We start from the raw sequence: 20471 nt of genomic DNA, 5'->3' as shown, positions 1-20471 counted from the left end.
ATCATTCTCAATATAGCACAGTGCTATATACGCACATTAATATCTCACAGGGCACCTGGCTACCGCTACCCCAATCCGGAGCAAAAGTACCTCAATACGGATTATAAGTAGATGCTACGAGTAGACTACTAGAACGTTTGATTAAAATACGTGGATGGTGTCATGCCATACTTTCGTTTGAATTGCGCGGAAAAGTGACTTGATTTATTAAAACCAACCGCTGCAGCTGCCGTGGTCACATTCATCTGTCTGGTCTCCAGCAGGTAATACGCTGCCTCTAGCCTTTGCTCAATGACATATGCATGTACAGGAAAACCGAACAATTGCTTGAATCCTTTTTTCAGCTTGAATTCATTCAGACAAACTTGTCTGGATAGCCCTTCAAGAGTTGGCGGATGTGCCAGATTCGCATCGAGAATGTGCTTCGCCTGCTGCAAACTGGTCAGGTCCGTCCGGGACAACCCATCATGATTCGTAGGTAACTGGCGCTCCAGAATACATTCACTGAAATATACCGCGAGCAGCTCAAGTGCTTTTCCGTTTAAATACAGTTGTTTCAGTTCTCCCGAATACGGGCATTGTGTCATCTCGTTAACGATTCGAGTCATCGTGGGTGTCATCTTCGCATTATAGAAACCTCCCCCACTTCCAGCGATGGCTGTCATGAGTTGTTGTATGGGAAGTTGCTGCATCATTCCACTGATCGGTGTCTGATCCAGCTTCAACGTAAATCCCTTGAAGTGCTGCTGTAATCCAAACTCACACGTACTGCTCGTATCTCGACTGCCATATGCAGAACTTTCCTGGGTATGTACATGGAACTCCCCCAGCTTGCCATCAATGTTCCATGATATGCTCTCACCAATGCAGAAGCTTAACTTGATACTGTCATCCTGCTCCAGACTGCTCAAGGCGGTTGGCCGATGGAATATCGCATCACTATACACGAGTTCCATGGAGGGATGAATTCGATTCAACTGCCAGTAACCCTGACCAATCTCTTCTGGAATATGAATGATTCGTTCGGCAGAACTGCTTTGGTAAAATGTATTTAATCTCGCTGCCAATGCACAGCGTTGATCTTCTTTATTTTGAATGGCGTACCATGTCTCTGACACCTTGGATTGCATCTGACTTCCCCTCTCGTTGTCTGTTGTTTCAGCTTATTATATAAGAAAGAAGCCATATTGGACATATGGCCTCATACTCTGAATCTGATGAATTGTGAGAAGACACTCACTCATGGAAAGCTTTCCAGAACGAACCTTCTGTATTAATAATGTCCTTGATCTGGACAAAAGGAATCGTAAACGTTGGAAATCCTGCCGCATAGGGCGCGATGTCATATGGATTGAAGTAGAGATTCAGAGCATCCGCTGTGACAAAAAATGGCTGATCCGCAGTAATCCCCGTATAGGTGTCCGGAAACACATACGAGTATTGAGGATCATTTTTGATCTGATCCCCCACAATCTGGCTCAACACTTTTACATAGTCACTATTCGGTTTAAATAGATCCTTCAACTCATACAACTGACCATTCGTCAGATTAATGATCGCATAGATCATCGTAGGCATGCCATGCGCTGCACCAGCCGGATAGTTATAACCTGTAAGTTGCAGTTGCAGCAATTGCTGCTGATAGAACGTAATATCAAAATCCCCTGTATACGTGTAATCCAGCTGCTGATCGGCAGGGATTGGTTTAACCTGAGAGAGTGCCTTCAACTTGGCATTTAGTGCTAGCTGCTCCGCTTGGTTCGTCAATCCCTCCACCTGCGGATAATATACAAGGTAATCCCTGTTTGGTTTGTACTTCTCTTCGCGTACACGGTACGGCGGATGTAGCGGAACGATCGTATTTTGACGCCAGATGATCTGTCCGGCCCGATTTACATACGATAAACGCTGGTCTACATAGGCCTTGATCAAATCAGGTGCCACAACCTCCAGCGTACCCGAACCCTCAACACGGGGATATCCTTGAGCAGGTCGTCCGCTCAAATCCAGCAGATACGTCTGTCTTCCATCCGATGCGGAAGCAAGGCCGTTTTTGTAATTGCCTACTTCGCGATATAGGAACTCCGTAAGTCTTCTGCCATTGGTATCTGCGATCGCGTATACAGAGCCAATATAAGGCTGCTCCGGATTAACCGCTTGCCCCAGCGCATAACGATGCTCGCCTAGTTCGCGGATGTCATTATAGGCAGGTTGAATGATAAACGATCCTTGCGTATTAATGACACCGTAGATGGACTTGTAATCCTCCGCTGTATTGACAATCGCTTGCCCGTCGCTAAAAGGAAATGCCGATGAAAATTTGGGCTGAATGCGAATATTACCCCGTTCGTCGATGTACCCATATTTGCCCGAGGCCTCTTTTTGAAAAGCGAGTAGTCCATCTCCTAATGGTCCCACATAAGCAAATGGATACGTCGCGAGCCGATGTCCATTGCGATTAATGAGCGCATATTCATTGTCCTTGATCTGCACAACCGCTTTGCCATCTTGAAAATCGTTCGCTGACACGAACTGTGCCGGAATTACCTCATTGCCCGAAGCATCCAGATAACCATACAGACTCACCGATCCATCTGTCTGACCAGGATTAGAATCGTAAAACAGCGCTCGGCCGTCCTTCATATTCGAGATATACGAGTACGCGCGTTTGGTCAGGACCGTGCCTTGTTCATTAATCATCTTAAATCCTTGAGAATCAATCACCATCGCCCGTTCTTCAGAAAAGGAATTGATGGAATCGTATACAGGTTGAACGACATACTGCCCTTGAAGATTAATCACACCGGCTCGACCGTCCTTGACCACAACAGCCAATCCATTGGGCTGAAACGCATGGGCGTCATCCAGAACCGGCTCTAGCCGAACATGTCCCTGCGCATCCATATACCCCCAACGAGTCCCACTCGTGGTTCGAACGGAGATCGGATATAACCATGTCGCTACCCGGGCATGACTTAAAGGGACCATCGCCTGCTTAATTTTCTTTTCCAGCTCCAGCAGCGCCTCTCTGGAAGGATACGCTTCCGGAAAGCTGAGTGCCTTCTGAACGGAAGCGAGTGCTGCCGGATACTGGCCCGCATGGTACTGAGCATCCGCAAGGTAATACCAGTAAAAGATATAATCAGGATATTGCTGGGTTAGTTGCTCGTAATATTGCACTACTTTGGGATAATAGGTTGCATATACGTCCGGTGCAGGAACCCATTTCCCATTCTGCCATCGGATAATCTCCACACGATAAGCTTCACCTGTGTCATGGATCCAGAGTGCAATCTCCACTTTCCCATCTCGACCATGCGGACCAGGCATATCTATAATCTCTGCATAGCTATAATATAGATCGTCAGGGGCCAGATCTTTGAGCCCTGATTCGGTCCACTCATATACGGCAAGCTTAGACCAGATCGCACCGATCCGCCAACCGATGATGAGATTGTTCCTTGCTGTTGAAGTTACAGGGGCTGCAGTCATTAAAGTCACCCCATACCCCAATCCCTTGATTAGTGCCATCTTGATCCAATGTCCTTGAACAAATTTCAGAATGAGTAAATACAGCTCACCGTTCAACTGATAGACTGCGGCAATCTCCGGCATGCCATCACCAGTAAGATCAGCCGCGTAGATCGCTGGATGTTGGACAGGTTTATCAATAGTGACGACCGTTGCACCAGCCGGAATATGTTGATTCACAATTTGCGTTAACAGCGGTTCGCTCATGGACATTTCAATTTCCTCCCTTATGACCGCATTCGCCTAATGGTATGCGTCATAAATCGGGATATGACATCAGAACGAATATAACTGAGAACAATTGTAATTCTCATCCTGTTTCTAAACAAACATTAAATGTTGATATTTTTCGATCTGTAAATACATCGAACTAGAGAATAGCAAAAAAAAGATTTGCAGTGGCCTTGTAGCCTTCTGCAAATCTTCTTATCTTCTATATTACATCTTATTATCTACATCATATCGCTTCATGTGCCTTCGCTTCGATAACTAACCAATATCACGCCTCTTCTTGCACACTGAGCTGTACATATTGGGTGAGACAACAATACTGAGATAACAGCAGTTCTTCATCACCTTGTCCAAGAGCCACGCTACGCCCTTCGTTAATGACGTGATTCAGCAATTCATGAAGAAAACTCTTCTGCAACCGTAAGGATTCCACTGCGAGCTGCTCAAGTACCTCAATATCTCGGATCGTAAACTGGGATAACCCGCGCAGTAGCAACTCTTCAGACCATCCACTAATTTTCTGCATGAACTGATTATGCTCTTCCAAGTCTTCCCATCCTTCCATTGCCAATATCCAGTTTCAGACTGAGCACCGTTTGACCCTTCAGGAAACTGATCGGGCTGATCCGTTTTGATTCCACACGAACAAAGGCATAGAAGTGCTCGAGTGATTGAACACCATATCCTGACTCCAGTCTTTGAATCATCGTTTGCCAATCACTTGAATACGGGAGAGTAAGTGCCAATCGTTCTCCTTCGACACTCTCAACCGTCAGGACCAGATCCTGCGTTTGTTTGACAAAGTTATGGTCCACGATTCGAGCAACTTTGATCACAGCCAGTCGTTCTTTGGGAGCAGCAAACAAGTCAAATGTTGGCGATTCCTCTTGAAGTACAGACGATACATCTTGCATGTACTTGCCCATATTCAACGTTTCCACACCCATTCGTGGCAAAATCGTAAGCTTTGCACCTTCCCCGGAAGAGATCCGGCGTTCTTCATTTACTTTAACGGAATGGAATTGAACTTCTTCACCCACAAACTGGCGAAATGTCAGATGAGGCAGCCACGGTGTGAATGCGCCGTAATGCTCTGTATACGAGAACTGCTGATCATCATAATATACAGCACGTACATCGCTATAAGTGTAGATTTCCGCATCATCGAAACAATAGAAGTAATAGGTGATTCCACGGAAACCGGATCGTGTCTCCCACGCATCAGCTCCCAGTCCATACAGGTGAAGTGAAGGAACCGTAAAGTATTTACTTCGAAAACTGCCAATGAGCTGACTCTGCTGAATGACAGATACCTTTTCTTCTTCAAGAACCTGGAGTGCAAGATACAGCTTGCTTACCCGATCCAGCATGGATTGCATGGAGAAACGTATATGTCTGTTGAAAAACAACTGTAGTTCTCCTTGTATCCCTCGTAAACTGCGTTCTATGTCAGGCAGGTTGCCACTATGAGCTGCGATTGCCAGGGTCTCCAGTTGTGCCATATAAGACTGAGGAAGACGGGCCAGTCCCGTCTTCAACAATCCTGCCAGCATAATACGACATTCCTGCACCGTCTGCAGAGAGAACTTGGCTTCGTACACTCGTCCGCTTAATGCATCCGTATCATCCAGGCCTCTTAGTACCCGATATCGTAGCAAAGCTTCAAGCTTGGCCATCTTCCCGGCAGTCTGCGGCACTTTACAAAGTGCTTTTGCAAGGCTCGCTTCCTCCGTAAAAGACACCTCGATATTCTGGCTTTTCAGATGCACCGTAAGAAGTGAATCTTCGATGATCTTAATTTCTTCTGGGTATCTCAATCGGAAAACAACTTCCTCAATCATGGAAGAACTATATGACTTAATTAACACGGTAAGGTCAGACTCCGTCATCCAGCGGAAGCGAGACTCGATCTCACGTGATACCGTATGCGGAATTTCGCTTGGAGCGTCCACATCTGATACTAAGTCTGTTACTGATTCTGTTACCGATACGTTTTTTGGTGCGTCCGACGAAGCATTATTCGATATCCCTGAGTCCTTATCCGGCACATGCTTTTCGTCTGCACTTATCGAATCCTCTGACGAATGTTCGCGTTGATCATATAGAAGTGCGATCAGCACATGCTTGCAGATATGTTCTGCAGGGCAGGAGCACTCCCAATGGTCCAGCGTATTTTCAAGCGTACAGTGTGTCCCGTCACTGAGCTGACAACTCACAGATGATTCGTTCCATGTGTACGTTACACTCACACCGTTGTCCAACTCTTTCAAAGACCTTTTGTACAACCCCTTGTTGGCATAACGAATCAGATAATCCTCTGTACACAGCTTCGAGAAACTTCGGAATTTCTCCTTGAACCCACTCACGTCATCAACGCCCCGTTGCTCTCAGAATATCGTAGATCGTTTCACTGAACACGCGACCTGGAACGTTGCCCAGAGCAATGGATTTGTTGTCACCATAATAATAATGTTGCTTGCCACTCGGTTTGAAGAAATGTAGGGATTCCAGTGTAATATCATCCAATCCCTCGTAATACGTGATGCTCGTACCGCTGAATTGCAATTCTGCAACAAGATCTCCGTACTCTTTATAAAATTCATGATACCAGCCGCCGTCCTGTGGCGGTCCTTTGATCCAGCCGTATTTCTCCAGTGCTTTAGGGAAAGCCGTTGGTGAGAAATCAGACTCGGGCAGATGATCGTATTCATTCTTCGTTTTATCCTCATCTTCCGGCTGGTGAATCTCACGATTTAATTGCTCGAATGGCTGCTTGATCTCGTAATCCTCCAACTGCGTTGTCCAACCTTCAAGGGTAGCCTGATCCAATTCCAGTGGGTGTATAAGTCCCACCTGCGCACCTGAAGGCAGATCAACCTCATCCTCGTCCACTGTATTGAATGTGCCATCCTCCATATAACGGAACGTGCTGATCAGAGCGCCATCCTCATACGTTCCCCAGATCAGACCAACAGCAAATTTCTGCATAATTACATTTTCTACAAACAGGGCTTTCCACTCATCGGCAGACCATAGACGTTGTTTGGACAATGACTCTTCCAGACGCTGTGCCTGAATGCTAACCATGGATTTGAGATCTTTTTTCAGTTGCGTGAAACGTGCCTTGGACTGCGCTGCCAATTCAGGATCATCTTTCTGTGTAGGAGCAGGCAGACTCTTCACGGATTTGCCTGTTTCTTCATTCAAGACAACGACTTGTAAGTCTCCATTCACCTTAATCAGGAATGAACGCTCGCCATAACTAAGCTGCATGGTTCCTTTTTCATCAAAACCAAGTGTGGTGACCAGCCGATCCTCCAGTTGTTCCGAGGTAAGTCCCATATTATCCGCTGCAAGCTGCAACGCTTCTTCTGCTGCACCTTTCACCTGACGGTTCTTCACGCCACGTTTGATCTTGTCAATCGCCATAAGAGCAGATGGATCTTTCAGGTAAGCGAGCACTTTCACAGCATCTGCAGCAATCGCGCCGCGGCTATTTTCTGTCCATTCCTTAATTTGCGGAGCCAGAATATTCACAATCTGAATATCACCAAAGAGTGCTGATACATACATCACCCATTTCTCTTTTGCAGGAGCACCTTCCTGAATCCAGACCTGGAGCAGTTCACTTGCAAAACGAGCGAGCGATGCGTCACTTACGTAATCCCGCAATTCATTTAATCTTTCATTGGGTCCTGATGTGTGATCCAGCGATTGCACCAAAGCATACTGCTTAATCCGGTCATCTAAAGGCTGATTGTCTTCAATACGAATCAGTGAAGGGAGATCTTTCAAGGACAACCAGCTCAGTCTCGACAACTTTTTGGCATCTGCCTGATCAGCGAGTGCAGCATGGGCATACTCTGGACTTAAATCTGCGGTATCCAGCAGAATTTGGATCAAGCTCTTCCACTCATCGGACTTTTCTTTCTTCAAAAGCTCACCGTACAGTTCCTTGCTGTTTTCCAGACTACGGATCGCGGTCAGAGCCATCTCTTTAATCGCCACTTTTTTCTCCGAGAGGTATACGAGTGTATACAATTCCTGATCAGGGATTCGGTTGAATTCGGCTAAGGCCACACCGTTGGCCTTTTTGGACGAATCCTGCAATCCGGCACGAATCGCTTCAGCCAATATTTTTTTCGATAACTCATCACGCTGTTCAAAGGTAAGCTCCAGAATTAAAATGCGCGTATCCGTTGGCAGTTTCTTGTACTGTGTCAGTGCATAGTCCAGATTCTGCTGAATGATTCGGCGGTATTCGTCATGCGGCATCGATTTGTATCTGTAGTCGGTCATGCCATTAAGTGAGATCAGGCTGGTTAGCAATTTCTCACGTTGCACCTCAGGGTCTTGCCCGTAACGTTGAAGCAGCTGCTCTCCACTAAAAGCGTATGAATTGTACATGTCTGAGATAATATCCAGTGTCCAATCGGGATGAGTGGTCAGGATTGCGAACCTGCGCATTGCCTCCGACTCCAAGGGTAGGAAACTGATGCTTATCAGATTGTGAATACGCTTCTTGTCCCGATTCAAGTTATTAAACAGCCCACGACTATTCGGGTCCTCCCAATATTCCTCAAGGGAGTTCTCCCCGCTTAAGTATCTTGCAATCGTAAGTCCTTGACGTCCCCCATCCAAAGGATGCCGAAGAGCGTTGAATACCGCTTGCTCCAGTGACCCCTCCGCATTAGGCAATGTCAATCCTTGATCCTCCATGAATTTCTGAATGCAGAGTTTGAGGAATGGCGGTTTCATAATCTCGTATGCTCGAATCGCTTGTTCAGGACGATTCGCGATCGCGGATTGTAACATGTTCCAAGATACCGTGTACGAATTAAGCTCGTCCCGCAACATTTCAACCAACTGATAAGGCTCATCCAGAGGCACAAGTCCAGCAAGCAGATCATTTGGACTCTTTGCTCTAGGGTCCATACTCAGCAAGTAACGGCGAACTTCAAGTGGATAAATCTCATGTAATTGATGTATTGTTTGAAGCAAAACATTCCCAATCTCACTATTTGTATCAAGGAACCGTTGTTTACCTCCACTAATGTTAATCAGGTACAACAAGGCACCACTCACAAGCACCATAGTTTGATGGAATACAGTGTGTGAACATTGCTCTTTTGGAGAGAAAGACGTATTGGGATAAAACTCAGCTATGAGCTGACTACGCTTCTCCTTGAGGAATTCATCCTTTAATTCTTGGGAAGATCCGTTATGCTTCCCTTGAATATTACTGACCACTACAGGTTCAATCAACGTATGTAACTCGTCCCGCAACTTATCTGCATCATTAGCCATCACATGTTGAAACAACACCGGTAACGATTGAGCAGAAGCTTGAACCTCTGCAAGATGAGAAGCCGTGTCACTGAGCTTCGAATATAGTTGCAGCAGCATTAACGCATTGATTACATCTCGATAATCCCCCTGGGTGTCGGCCTTTTTGGAATCAAAAAGCCACTGGGCACGCTTTAATTTACTCTTTAATTCAGAAAGGATCTCCTCTTTACCGGCAAACTGTTTGATCTTCTCCAACCGGGCCAACAACCCACCCATGCGATCAGCGCTTTTGCTCTTCCCGCTCAATCCGTAGGCTTCTGAATCATTTCCCATACAGACAGTAAAAGCATCCGTTCTCCATGAACTTCTTTTGGAATAATTGGATTCCAGATATATCACAATAGCCCCGGCCCGGTAAAAGATATCTCCATCATCTTTTTTGGCGAGCTTCATGAGCAGATCAATTGTTTGATACACATAATGACTCGAATTTCCCATCATATCCGGAAACTTGTCTGTCGTGCCCAATACATAATCAATAATTTCGGAGCTTCGGTCTGTTTTTAATGAATACTCGTTTGAACAGGTCACTGCGAATTTCTCCACCAAAGTTTCTACTGCGCGGTCTGCGGTAAGCATTACACATTCCTCCTTGAATTTAAGTGATGATTTCGCCAATCCAATCTGCCAACTCGTTTGGGGTAATTGCGGCTACATGTGCCCCCATGTTGGTTAATGTCTGTGCTGCATGTTTGTTATAGACAGAATCCCCGTTAAAATCGAGTGCGGTGAGAACCAGTAGCTTGCATCCTGCATCGATGATATCTTTACAGGCTTTGTACATCTGCGCAATCGGGTAACCTTCCTCCAGATCACTGACCAGAATAAAGATGGTTTTGCCAGGATTATCGATTAGCGTCTCGCCATAACGCAACGCTTTGGTAATATGTGTTCCCCCGCCGAGCTGCACATTCATGAGCACGTCTACGGGGTCTTCCAGCCTGTCGCTCAGATCAACAACCTGCGTATCAAATATGAATAATTTCGTGCGCAGCGCATTCAAGCGATAAAAGATGCTCGCCATTACCGAACTGTAGATGACTGAATCCAGCATACTGCCACTTTCATCCACACCAATGATGATGTTCCACTTGTTATGAGGCTGTATACTCCCGTCGAAATATAGACGATCAATGACAAACCTGCGTTTGTTTTTATCGTAATTCTTCAAATTCTTGGTGATGGTTCGCTTGAAATTCAGATTGCGCAAGGATCGTACTGAACTCGAGGTATAGCGACTGCGCTTGCCCATGATACTCGCTCGGGTCTGAGATTCCAGCTTACTGCGCAGCTCTTCAACCACGGTTCGCACGATCTCCTTGGCGCTCTTTAACACCTCACCTTTCATCCGTCCTTTGAACTGCATAATATTCTTGAGCAGATTCATATTTGGTTCAAGGGATTCAAGCAGCTTTTTGTCCGTTAACAATTCTGTCAGCCCATAACGATCAAGCGCCTGTTTTTCCAATATTTCTACCGTTGGTTTGGGGAATAGATCCCTGACTTTGTGCAACCATTTCGGGACAGTCAGGTTAGACGCACCGCGTCCTCCCTCTTTTCGGTAACCTTGTTCTTCACCGTATTCACGGTTATACAGATAACCCAGAATCTCATCCATTTCCGTATATTGAAATTCACCCGAAGTGTATTGATCTGTATTACACAACCCTTCTTCGGCGGATTCACCGAGAATCAAACGCCATCGATTCAAGGTTTCAGCAGAATGATGATCTCCTCGGTTGCTTCCATCCGGATTGGAGGTTTTGTCCGTTTCTCCGTTTTCTTCTGTTATCCGATTCGCTTCATTCATATTAGCTTCCATGCGGCAAACTCCTTTCGAAGCGCTTCATCCCATGCTTTGGACTGAATCAGCATCTGCTCATCAACCGCAGGCCTTAACATCTCTTCCAGTTCAACCTGATGCAGACTCGCCACCCGCTCGGCAATCAAGCCCGTCTCCATTGGTGTAAAGTAGGTGAATGCCAACCGTAATTCCGGTACCATACTAATGAAGTCGTTATATGATAGCTGTTCAATCAAATAATTCAACTCGGACAACAACTGATCTTCATATAAAAAAGCGTCACGCGCTACAGAGAATACTCCCTGTAAAAAAAGTGCCGTTTGACGGGTCTGATCCGGTGTACCATGGATATATCCACGTGCACGATCAACAATCTCTTCTCTGGGCCTGTCGCCGAGCCCTGAGGAAATAGCAACACACACACCCTCCAGCTGAGCCGGAAGCTGGTGATCAGACAGAAGCTCATTCAGGTGAATTCGGAATGTCTCATCCTGAAAATGCTCCTCTGATGACTCCGCGAGCATGGCTAGCAGCTTCAATCCCTGAATAATAGCTTCATGCTCATCCGGATTGGCTCTGGAGAGCTGTAACAACTTGTCCACGGCGTTCCTGTAAGCCTCGGATACCAACTCAGGGAGTTGTTGCTCGTCAGATAATCCCAGTAGCCTGCGGTGCTGATGAATTCGGTTCAAGACATGCAGACTGTTACATAAGGAAAGGAAATTCCCGTCGGTTCTCAGCGCCGAGCGCACCTGTTCATAAAGCTTCATCGCAGTGTCCTGAAGCCCCATGAGCAGCGCTTGAAGCATTAGTCGGGCAAGTTCACCGCTATGATGATCCGGTATTTCTTGCATCTGTTCTTCCATTTTGCGTGTAGCCGCCCCGGCAAGCGTTCCGCCATAGAGAGAGTTCTCTATCAATCTGGCTTCAATGCGGGATGAGTACATATAAACCCAGGTTTCGCGTACAAGATTCATGTCACGTTCTGCGATCCAGTCCGGCCCGGATTGCCGTTTAGCGAATTCCGGAACCAGATACGTGATACACTGAATCAATTGACTTATCTGACGGTGCTCCGGTTTCGCATACAGATCCAGCACTTTCTTGTGTTGTCCTGTTGTGCGGATCTGCAGTTTGTGCCCTGTACAACGCACCTTGAAGTCCTCCACGATGGGAATACTGAATGAATTGGGAGCCACGCTTCCAATGACGTCTCCTGTCAATAACTGCTGAAGCTCTTGCAACGGTTTATCGGTCGCTAGGGTAAGTTCCCCCTTCACAAAGGAAGAGAGTGCTGCATCCATCAACTCATAGACGCCGCCTTCCCTTTTCCCCCGAAGCCCGGCAAGACCCTGTATCATGCTGTACGCCTCAATCGCATCACTCGTTGATACATGCTCGTGTCCGTCCCGTAATTGGCGCATCAGCCGGGATAACAAGTCCAGAGCCGTTAGATTATATGGTGTACTCTTCTTGCGAAGCAGCTGGTTCCAGATCTGATCGTAATAATTCACATAAGGCATGCCGCTCGCATATCCATTGAGCCGATCCGCTTCAGCAAAGGTATAGACCATCGGGTACATTTGTTGGTGAACCGGATCTGGATCAACTGCACTTTGTTGAGACGTACCTGGTTTACCTCGTCCATCCAAACGTTGATCTGCATGATGTTTCTCCATTTCCGGATGTTCCAATTCGGATTCATGTTTCTCTGACATCAACAGTCCATACGTATGAAATCCACCGGTAATGACAAGCACACGATCATACTCTTGTACCGCTTGATTAATACGTTGTTTCATATGTGCTTCTCGTGCCAGATCACCTGAAGACTGTAATCGTTCCGTGGAATAGCACATTCGGGATAACGTACAATACGTGAATACATCCTGCACGAACGCCCGAGTGGATTTCTCCAAACCGCCAATCTCAAACACCTTTTCCCACAATTCATCAAAACTGCGACAGTTTGTTTTTTGGCACAACCGATTAATGAAGTCAGACCCCGCAAGCAAAGTCTCGTCCTGGATGGAGATCTCCTTTTGTTCTGTCTGACCGGACTTGGATGCACGAGTGGAGAAGTGACGATAGTCCAGATCAATAAACTTTGCCGGAATGTCCAGACATTTTGCTTCTTTCAAAGCGACATATTCAGGCGAATACCGAAGCATCGGATAATAGCAGGCTTCTCTCTCCAATTCACTCTCGTAGGTATAGTACAGACTGACAGGAGGTACCGTTGCCTCATCACTCAGCACCGAAATTAATGGATTACCACTCTCCGGTCCTTCAATCAAAATGATATCCGGCTTGTACTCCCCAATTAATCGTAACAAGTGATACGAACATGCAGGGCTATGGTGTCTAATAGGATAATAGACCGTATGATTACTCAGGTTATATACCTGGGACTCGAACAAGGATTGTAACTGATCAACATCAGGGTCCAGTACTGCTCTTAACCGATCCATTTTCTCTCCTCATAATAGTCCTTCCACATTCCCTCTTCTCTGGAACGCTCTTTTACGACCTTGGAGAAGTAGGTTTTGAGAATGGACAGATCCTTGTCGTTTTCCTTCGCAATGGTTCCCAGCATGTTCTGCACCAACCGATCCAGCGCAATAGCCTTATCTTCGTAATAATAGGAAGTCATCGCACTCTGGACATAGACAGACACCGCTTCCGCCGTACTCATGGATGCTTGAGGTGTGTCGAGCTTGTAGCCTTCCCGTGTCATGCCAGTGCGCAGTTCCATAAATGTTGTAGCCAGCAATTCAACCACATCCGTATTAATTTCAATATCAATTCCACTATGTAATAACAGGCTTCGTGCCTGGGATTCAATAATTTTGGCTTCCATCTTTACGTTATGAATGGGCTTGATCGTTTCAAAATTGAATCGTCGTTTCAAGGCACCGCTCATTTCATTAACACCTTTATCCCGAATATTGGCTGTAGCAATGACGTTAAATCCCGGTTGGGCAAACAATACACCGCCATCAAGTTCCGGGATGCTCATGACCTTGTCACTGAGAATACTGATCAGACTATCCTGCGCTTCGGCGGGACAACGTGTGATCTCTTCAAAACGGGTAAGAATACCCTTCTTCATTCCGTTATATAACGGCGATGGCACAAGCGCGGCTTCCGAAGGACCTTTATCGAGCAGCATGGCGTAATTCCATGAATACTTGATCATATCTTCCGTCGTGCCTGCCGTACCCTGAATCGTATTCAGACTGGTTCCGGAAATCGCTGCGGTCAGTAATTCGCTAAGCATGGTCTTGGCTGTTCCGGGTTCTCCCACGAGCATTAACCCTCGATTGCCTGCCAGAGTAACCACTGCACGTTCAATTAACACGTCATTGCCATAGAATTTGCGGGTAATCGTGATCTCTTCTCCATTTAATAACGCAGGCTTATCCCTGCCTATAATAAAATCGCGCACATAGGCGGGAGATAACAGCCAGTTCGGGGGACGTTTCCCCTGATCTTCCTCTCGCAGCGCGCGTAATTCAACCTCGTATAATGTCTCGGCGGGTGGTTTAAGCATCTCCATCGTCAAGGTGTCTCCTCTCACACAAACAGATCGTATGTTCTTATTCCTATCATTTTATCACAGCACTCCAGCAACTACCCGGTAAAACGATAAAAATGGTTGAAACGTCCTTCTTATCAGCACTTCTTCTAAGTCCTTGGACATAGTGTATAGCACAAATATGAAGGTGAACTATCCTTACAGCTGTGCCAACACACTGGTTTCGGCCGTGAATCAGTATACTTATTGCAAATGTATTCGCATTGTAGGCCGTATGACCTTATGAATCATTACACGCTCCATATTGTGTTTCAACCACATGAGGCTGAATATCACAAAGAAAACACAGGCCATCAGCAGCCTGTGTCTTCTTATATGTTCAAACTTAACTATCCCCTTTCTAAAAAGGGTGGATCATTACGCCTCACTGTCCAACATTGCTAATTACATTCTGCGACCACACGAAGCTGAGTACAGCTCGTACCACTCATATCGGGTTAGCTCAATCTTAGTCGCGTCACGGCAGGCCAGAATCCGCTCTGGTCGAATTGAACCAATCACGGGCTGAATACCTGCTGGATGCTTCATTAACCAAGCCAGTACAATAGACTCCGGTGTCACCCCACGCTCCTTGGCCATTCGATTAACCAATTGAGCCGTATGGTCAATTTCAGGACGCTGTCCCTCAACTACCCTGCCAGTAAATCGCCCCTGAGCAAGGGGACCCCAGGCTTGCAATTGAATATGCTCTGCCTGACAATATTCCATCGTGCCATAAGGAAACACGTTGTCTCTGGCTTGGGGTCGATTCACCGTCACACCAGCTTCTACGAACCCAATCTTGTCCAGACTCATCTCCAACTGATTCACAATCAGAGGCACTTTACTATGGAGCTGAAGAAGACGAATCTGTTCAGAGCCCATGTTGGACACACCAAAATGGCGCACTTTACCAGAATGATGCAGCTCAGCCAGTGCTTCCCCAATCTCTTGTGGGTGGGCGAGCGGATCAGGACGGTGTAATAGGAAAATATCCAGATAATCGATGCCGAGCCGTTCCAGGATACCATCAACACTCGCCAGAATATGTGCACCTGAGGTGTCATAACGCTGAGGTCCTTCATCATCACCCACAAGACGTATACCACACTTTGACTGTATAATGATCTGTTCACGCAAACCAGGAGTTTCGGATAAAACTCGCCCCAAGACGTACTCTGCCTTACCGCGTGTATATATATCAGCCAGATCAAAATGATTAATGCCTATTTCAATAGCAGCTTCTACCGCCCGATGACCTTCCACAACAAGATCTGAAGTAATGGGAAGACCATCCCATTCACCCCCAAACCGCATACAGCCAAGAACCATTCGACTTGCCGGAATCTGGTGGTGATGCAAGGGAAGTTGTGCGTAAGACATATCAGCATTCACCTCATTTTCATTTTTACAAAGCACAATGACCGATTCTCTCTACATGTCTTCTTCTAACTTCCTCTATTCTCCTGCTCTATCATTCATATGAAACAAAAACAAGGTTTCAAAAGCTTGTATATTGAATATATAGAGGGTGCAGGTATTATGCAGGAATATGAGAGGAGATTTTGCATTTGAACCCGAATGAACCCAACGAGTCCTCAAAGCCAGCGTTTTTCACGAAAGAATTCACGCATAACCCTTACCCCGTGTATGAAAAGTTAAGAAAAGAGGAGCCTGTTTTCAGAGTCATGTTTCCTCACGGCGAGTTTGGCTGGATCATTACCCGATATGAGGATGCAGTCCAGATCCTGAAAGATCCTCGCTTCACTAAGGATATCGCCAAACGTTATGGACCTGAAAATCAAAGTATCTTTGTCAATAACATGCTGTTCTCCGATCCACCGGATCATCGCCGTCTGCGCGGACTTGTACAGAAAGCGTTCACCCCTAAGTTGATTGCAGACATGAGAAGCCATATTCAAGAAATTGCGGATGATCTACTGGACAATCTTGCGTCCCAAGAGAAAATGAATCTGATTGACGACTTTGCTTTCCCATTGCCGATCATCGTTATTAGTGAGATCCTCGGCGTGCCGCTGGAAGATCAGGACAAGTTCCGTATGTGGTCCAATTCCATCATTGATGCATCCAGCTCGGAACACGCTGAGATGTTTGAACAGCATGCCAGGGAATTCACCGAATACCTGAATGCCTGGTTCGACAAAGTACGCAAAGATCCGGGGAACGACCTGATCAGTCAGCTCGTAACAGCAGAAGATTCCGGGCAACAACTGTCTGAAAATGAATTGCTTGGCGTAGTCTCCTTGTTAATCATCGCGGGCCACGAAACGACGGTTAATCTCATCGGCAATGGAATTCTTGCCCTGCTGGAGCATCCGGAGCAACGCGAACTGCTCATCAAGCAGCCCGAGCTTATTCACAAGGCCATTGAAGAGATGCTGCGCTACAATGGACCGGTGGAGTTCAGTACATCTCGATGGGCTCTGGAAGATATCGAATTCCGTGGACAGCATATCGCTCAAGGTGAGCTTGTCATCGTTGCGCTTGATTCGGCTAATCGGGACGAACAGCAGTTCAAGGATGCTGATGTCTTTGACATTACCCGCGAGAAGAGTTCGCATCTGGCCTTTGGCACAGGCATTCACCTCTGCCTCGGAGCACCGCTTGCACGTCTGGAAGGCGAGATTGCAGTCAGTACGCTTCTGAATCGTTTTCCGAATATGCAACTACAGACTGACGTGAATGAACTTGAATGGAGACCCGGCATGATTGTTCGTGGTGTCAAGGAGATCCCGGTTCAGCTTAAATAATGGAAATGGCTAAACATGAATCAATGAAAGTGAGGCACATGACATCATGGAAATGAACACCTTGGTATGGATCGTTTTACTGCTTCTGATCCTTGTGTTACTAGTCAGAGTCACCAGCCTGCAACGCCAATTGAATGAATTGAAAAGAGATGTCGAACGTCTGGAGAACGGCTCAACCGCAAGCACACGCTCCGACTTCAATTACACCTTGTCGCCGAAGGAAGCATCCCCTTCTCACACAAGCCAACCAACCCCAACGGATCTGGATCAGGAGCTGCTTGCACTTATACAACAAGAGAAAAAAATTATGGCAATCAAACGACTGCGCGAAGCCAAAGGCCTTTCGTTAAAGGAAGCCAAAGACTATGTTGATTCCCTAGATCGGTAATATACAACTCACATAACTCTCGGGTAAGGTACTCCAGACTTTCGGCTGTTAACACAGACGCAATAGAAAGTATGGAATCTTCGTCCGAGAGTTTACTTTTCAAACGACATATGCTACTGTTATTTCTATATTACTAGAAATAAGAAATAAAGACGAAAGGACAGAACATGATGCAACCAAACTCGAATGAACTTGAACAAGTCGTCAAAATTCATAAAGCACTGGGTGAGCAAACACGCTACAAAATTATTCAGATTCTATCGGGCGAAAGCAACCTGTGTCCTGCCGATCTGGAGAGCCGCCTTGTTACCGTTGCCCTATCGACTCTGTCTCATCACCTGAAACAGCTGTACGATTGCGGACTGCTCACATCGCAGAAGAAAGGTACGTATATCTACTACAGCCTGAATACGGAGACTGCACAAAAGTTTGTTCCCTATCTGCTAAATAAATAAAAAATTTTGAATGGTATTTCTATATAATTAGAAATATAGAAACAATGTACGATATTTATTAGTAAAACTAGGTCACCTAAGTTTACGCTTATACCAATATTAATTATCTCGGTTGTAACATGACTATTCTCGCAGATGGGTTGCATTCACTGCATTCATGTCTTGTTCTCTTGTCTTTATTTCTATATTTCTAAAAATATAATAATTATAATCCGAAAGAGGTTATGTTTCCATGTCTTCTACGCTCAAAATCTATGTGCTTGCCTTGGTCAGCTTCCTTGTAGGAACGTCCGAATATGTCATTGCCGGCATTTTGGATCGTATTGCAGATACGATGAATATCTCTTTAATCGCTGCCGGACAGCTCATTACGATTTTTTCACTCGTATATGCGCTTGGTACACCTGTCATTATTGCACTGACTTCGCGCTGGGACCGTCGCAAGCTGTTGCTATACTTCCTCGGTCTATTCGTTGTGGCTAATGTTCTTGCCTACCTGTTGCCGGGTTATGGACTGTTCGTCGCAGCACGAGTATTGATGGCTTTGGGCGCGGGCGTTGTTGTTGTCACAGCATTAACTGTCGCTTCTCAAATAGCGGCTGAGGGCAAACAGGCTAGCGCAATCGCCACAGTAATCACTGGATTTACGGCTTCTTTGATTGTTGGCGTTCCGCTCGGAAGACTTGTGGCTGCATCTTGGGATTGGAAGCTTGTTTTTGCCGGCATAGCCGTTCTTGGTGTTCTCGCCATGCTGGTGATCGCGGCCGCCATTCCGCCTTCCCAAGCAGAAGCACCCGTTCCGCTGAAGAAACAACTGTCTTTGCTCAAACAGCCACAAATTGTTTGGGCACTGCTGGTAACCTTTTTCTGGTTAGGTGGGTATTCCATTGCTTACACGTATATCTCACCTTATCTCGTAACCGTTGCAGGAATGAGCGAAGCACTACTCAGTTCAGCTTTACTCGCATTTGGCATAGCAAGTCTGATCGGTTCAAAAGTTGGAGGCTTCAGTGCGGACAGATTGGGTGTCAAACGAACGCTGATCACGGGCATGACACTGCATATCGCGAGTCTGGTCCTGCTGAATATAACGGCAAGCTCTCATCTGGCTATCTTCCTTGTTCTGATTTTGTGGTCTTTTGCAGCGTGGTCCTCAGGTCCAACTCAGCAATATAACCTTGTCACCATGGCTCCGGAATCCTCAGGCATTATGCTTAGTCTGAACAGTTCGGTGATGCAACTGGCGATGGCTGCCGGAGCAGGTATTGGCGGAATCGCGGTCAGCAGCGTTTCATTGTCATCCATTACCTGGATTGGAGCTGTCGGAGTCGCTATTGCCATCATCATCGTTATAAGCTCGTATCGATCAGCATCTGCGAAAAGTACACAAACCGATACATCGCATAACGCTGCCTGATATGAGTTCGTTGTACAAAAGACAAACAAAAAGAGAGGCACTGTACGTATACAGTGACCTCTCTTTAACCATTTTAACGGCTATTCTTTTACAGATAAGGAGAACTCTTATTGGGCTGTAACTGCTCCATCGATCGGATATACTGCACCATTGATATATGGCGCTTCATCTCCCAGAAGGAAGGAAACGAGGTTCGCGATCTCTTCCGGTCTGCCGAGACGTCCAGATGGAATGCTGTCAACGGTTGCTTTGAACACTTCAGGGTTGTCTTTACCGAACTGAACAACCATCGGTGTCTCAATTGTACCTGGCGCAATTGCATTTACACGAATGTTGTCCTTGCCATATTCAATCGCAGCTGTGCGGGTCAAGCCCACCACGCCATGTTTGGTTGCTGCGTAAGGTGCAACTGCGGGTACACCAACAATACCGGCTGTGGAGGCCGTGTTGAGAATAGAACCTCCGCCGGTTTTGAGCATTTCCGTAATCACATACTTCAACCCGTAGAATACACTTCTCAGGTTAATATCAATAATCTGGTCAAACTGCTCAATCGTATGTTCGATCAACTTGATCCCAGGACCTGCAATACCTGCATTATTAAAGAACATGTCGATTCGTCCGAACTCTTCGACTGCTTTTTTCACGTAATTCTCAACTTCAGGTGCTTTACTCACATCTGCTTGTACAAAAATGGCTTTACTTCCCAGCTTCTCAATCTGCTTAACCGTTTCAAGACCTGTCTCTTCGACAAGATCCACGACGACAATGGATGCACCCTTCTCAGCCAGCTTCAATGCTGCTGCTTGGCCCAATCCACTTCCTGCTCCAGTAATAATGGCTACTTTTCCTGCGTGACTCATGTTGATCTCCTCCATGTGTGTGTGTCATCTTGTGATTGGATCGATGAATACGATATGAAACGTTCGTATATGTGATAATGCATTA

At 46.2% G+C, this 20471-nt stretch carries 14 protein-coding genes; 4 read left to right on the top strand and 10 right to left on the bottom strand.

All coding sequences use genetic code 11. From position 1 onward, the window contains the following. Positions 1-128: 128 nt before the first annotated feature. The 9 genes from HF638_RS28385 to HF638_RS05035 all read right to left on the bottom strand — a co-directional run bounded on the left by HF638_RS28385 (position 129) and on the right by HF638_RS05035 (position 15875). On the bottom strand, positions 129-1130 hold the full coding sequence (locus HF638_RS28385) for a helix-turn-helix domain-containing protein (RefSeq protein WP_211175514.1): 1002 nt from the start codon (positions 1128-1130) through the stop codon (positions 129-131). Between the two features lie 106 nt (positions 1131-1236). Then, positions 1237-3744: a WG repeat-containing protein gene (locus HF638_RS05070; protein WP_169479215.1), complete on the bottom strand. Its 2508-nt coding sequence runs from the start codon at positions 3742-3744 to the stop codon at positions 1237-1239. Positions 3745-4030: 286 nt separating this feature from the next. Further along, on the bottom strand, positions 4031-4309 hold the full coding sequence (locus HF638_RS05065; protein WP_169479214.1) for a hypothetical protein: 279 nt from the start codon (positions 4307-4309) through the stop codon (positions 4031-4033). Beyond that, positions 4296-6128 (bottom strand): hypothetical protein, encoded by a 1833-nt coding sequence (locus tag HF638_RS05060; protein WP_169479213.1) that lies wholly within the window; start codon positions 6126-6128, stop codon positions 4296-4298. Before HF638_RS05060 ends, HF638_RS05065 begins: the two co-directional genes overlap by 14 nt. Before the next feature lie 4 nt (positions 6129-6132). After that, a complete protein-coding gene (locus tag HF638_RS05055; protein ID WP_169479212.1) occupies positions 6133-9690 on the bottom strand; it encodes a DUF4132 domain-containing protein in 3558 nt (1185 codons plus the stop codon). Between the two features lie 19 nt (positions 9691-9709). Further along, complete coding sequence (locus HF638_RS05050) at positions 9710-10933, bottom strand: VWA domain-containing protein (RefSeq protein WP_248278038.1); 1224 nt, start codon at positions 10931-10933, stop codon at positions 9710-9712. After that, positions 10918-13386 (bottom strand): DUF5682 family protein, encoded by a 2469-nt coding sequence (locus tag HF638_RS05045; RefSeq protein ID WP_169479211.1) that lies wholly within the window; start codon positions 13384-13386, stop codon positions 10918-10920. Before HF638_RS05045 ends, HF638_RS05050 begins: the two co-directional genes overlap by 16 nt. Further along, the gene (locus HF638_RS05040) at positions 13374-14474 is read right to left on the bottom strand and encodes an ATP-binding protein (RefSeq protein ID WP_169479210.1); all 1101 of its coding nucleotides are present in this window, start codon (positions 14472-14474) and stop codon (positions 13374-13376) included. The genes HF638_RS05045 and HF638_RS05040 overlap by 13 nt, the downstream gene beginning before the upstream one ends. A gap of 423 nt (positions 14475-14897) precedes the next feature. Then, positions 14898-15875, bottom strand: a complete 978-nt coding sequence (locus HF638_RS05035) for an aldo/keto reductase (RefSeq protein WP_169479209.1) — start codon at positions 15873-15875, stop codon at positions 14898-14900. A 188-nt stretch (positions 15876-16063) separates the two neighbouring features. Here HF638_RS05035 and HF638_RS05030 point away from each other — a divergent pair, with 188 nt between their 5' ends. The 4 genes from HF638_RS05030 to HF638_RS05015 all read left to right on the top strand — a co-directional run bounded on the left by HF638_RS05030 (position 16064) and on the right by HF638_RS05015 (position 19523). Further along, positions 16064-17263 (top strand): cytochrome P450 family protein, encoded by a 1200-nt coding sequence (locus tag HF638_RS05030; protein ID WP_169479208.1) that lies wholly within the window; start codon positions 16064-16066, stop codon positions 17261-17263. 46 nt (positions 17264-17309) lie between these two features. Next, on the top strand, positions 17310-17651 hold the full coding sequence (locus HF638_RS05025) for a ribosomal protein L7/L12 (protein ID WP_248278037.1): 342 nt from the start codon (positions 17310-17312) through the stop codon (positions 17649-17651). Between the two features lie 167 nt (positions 17652-17818). Continuing rightward, entirely contained in the window at positions 17819-18106 is a 288-nt protein-coding gene (locus HF638_RS05020; protein ID WP_169479207.1) for an ArsR/SmtB family transcription factor, read from the top strand. 232 nt (positions 18107-18338) lie between these two features. Next, entirely contained in the window at positions 18339-19523 is a 1185-nt protein-coding gene (locus HF638_RS05015) for an MFS transporter (RefSeq protein ID WP_169479206.1), read from the top strand. Between the two features lie 107 nt (positions 19524-19630). On the opposite strand, the gene HF638_RS05010 is transcribed toward HF638_RS05015, so the two are convergent. Next, the gene (locus HF638_RS05010) at positions 19631-20386 is read right to left on the bottom strand and encodes an SDR family NAD(P)-dependent oxidoreductase (protein WP_062834752.1); all 756 of its coding nucleotides are present in this window, start codon (positions 20384-20386) and stop codon (positions 19631-19633) included. Positions 20387-20471 lie beyond the last annotated feature (85 nt).

Origin of the sequence: Paenibacillus sp. SZ31 (assembly GCF_012912005.1) — a bacterium.
Lineage (GTDB): Bacteria > Bacillota > Bacilli > Paenibacillales > Paenibacillaceae > Paenibacillus.
The sequence above is the reverse complement of the archived record's forward strand: the minus strand, read 5'-3'. Positions and strand labels throughout refer to the sequence as shown.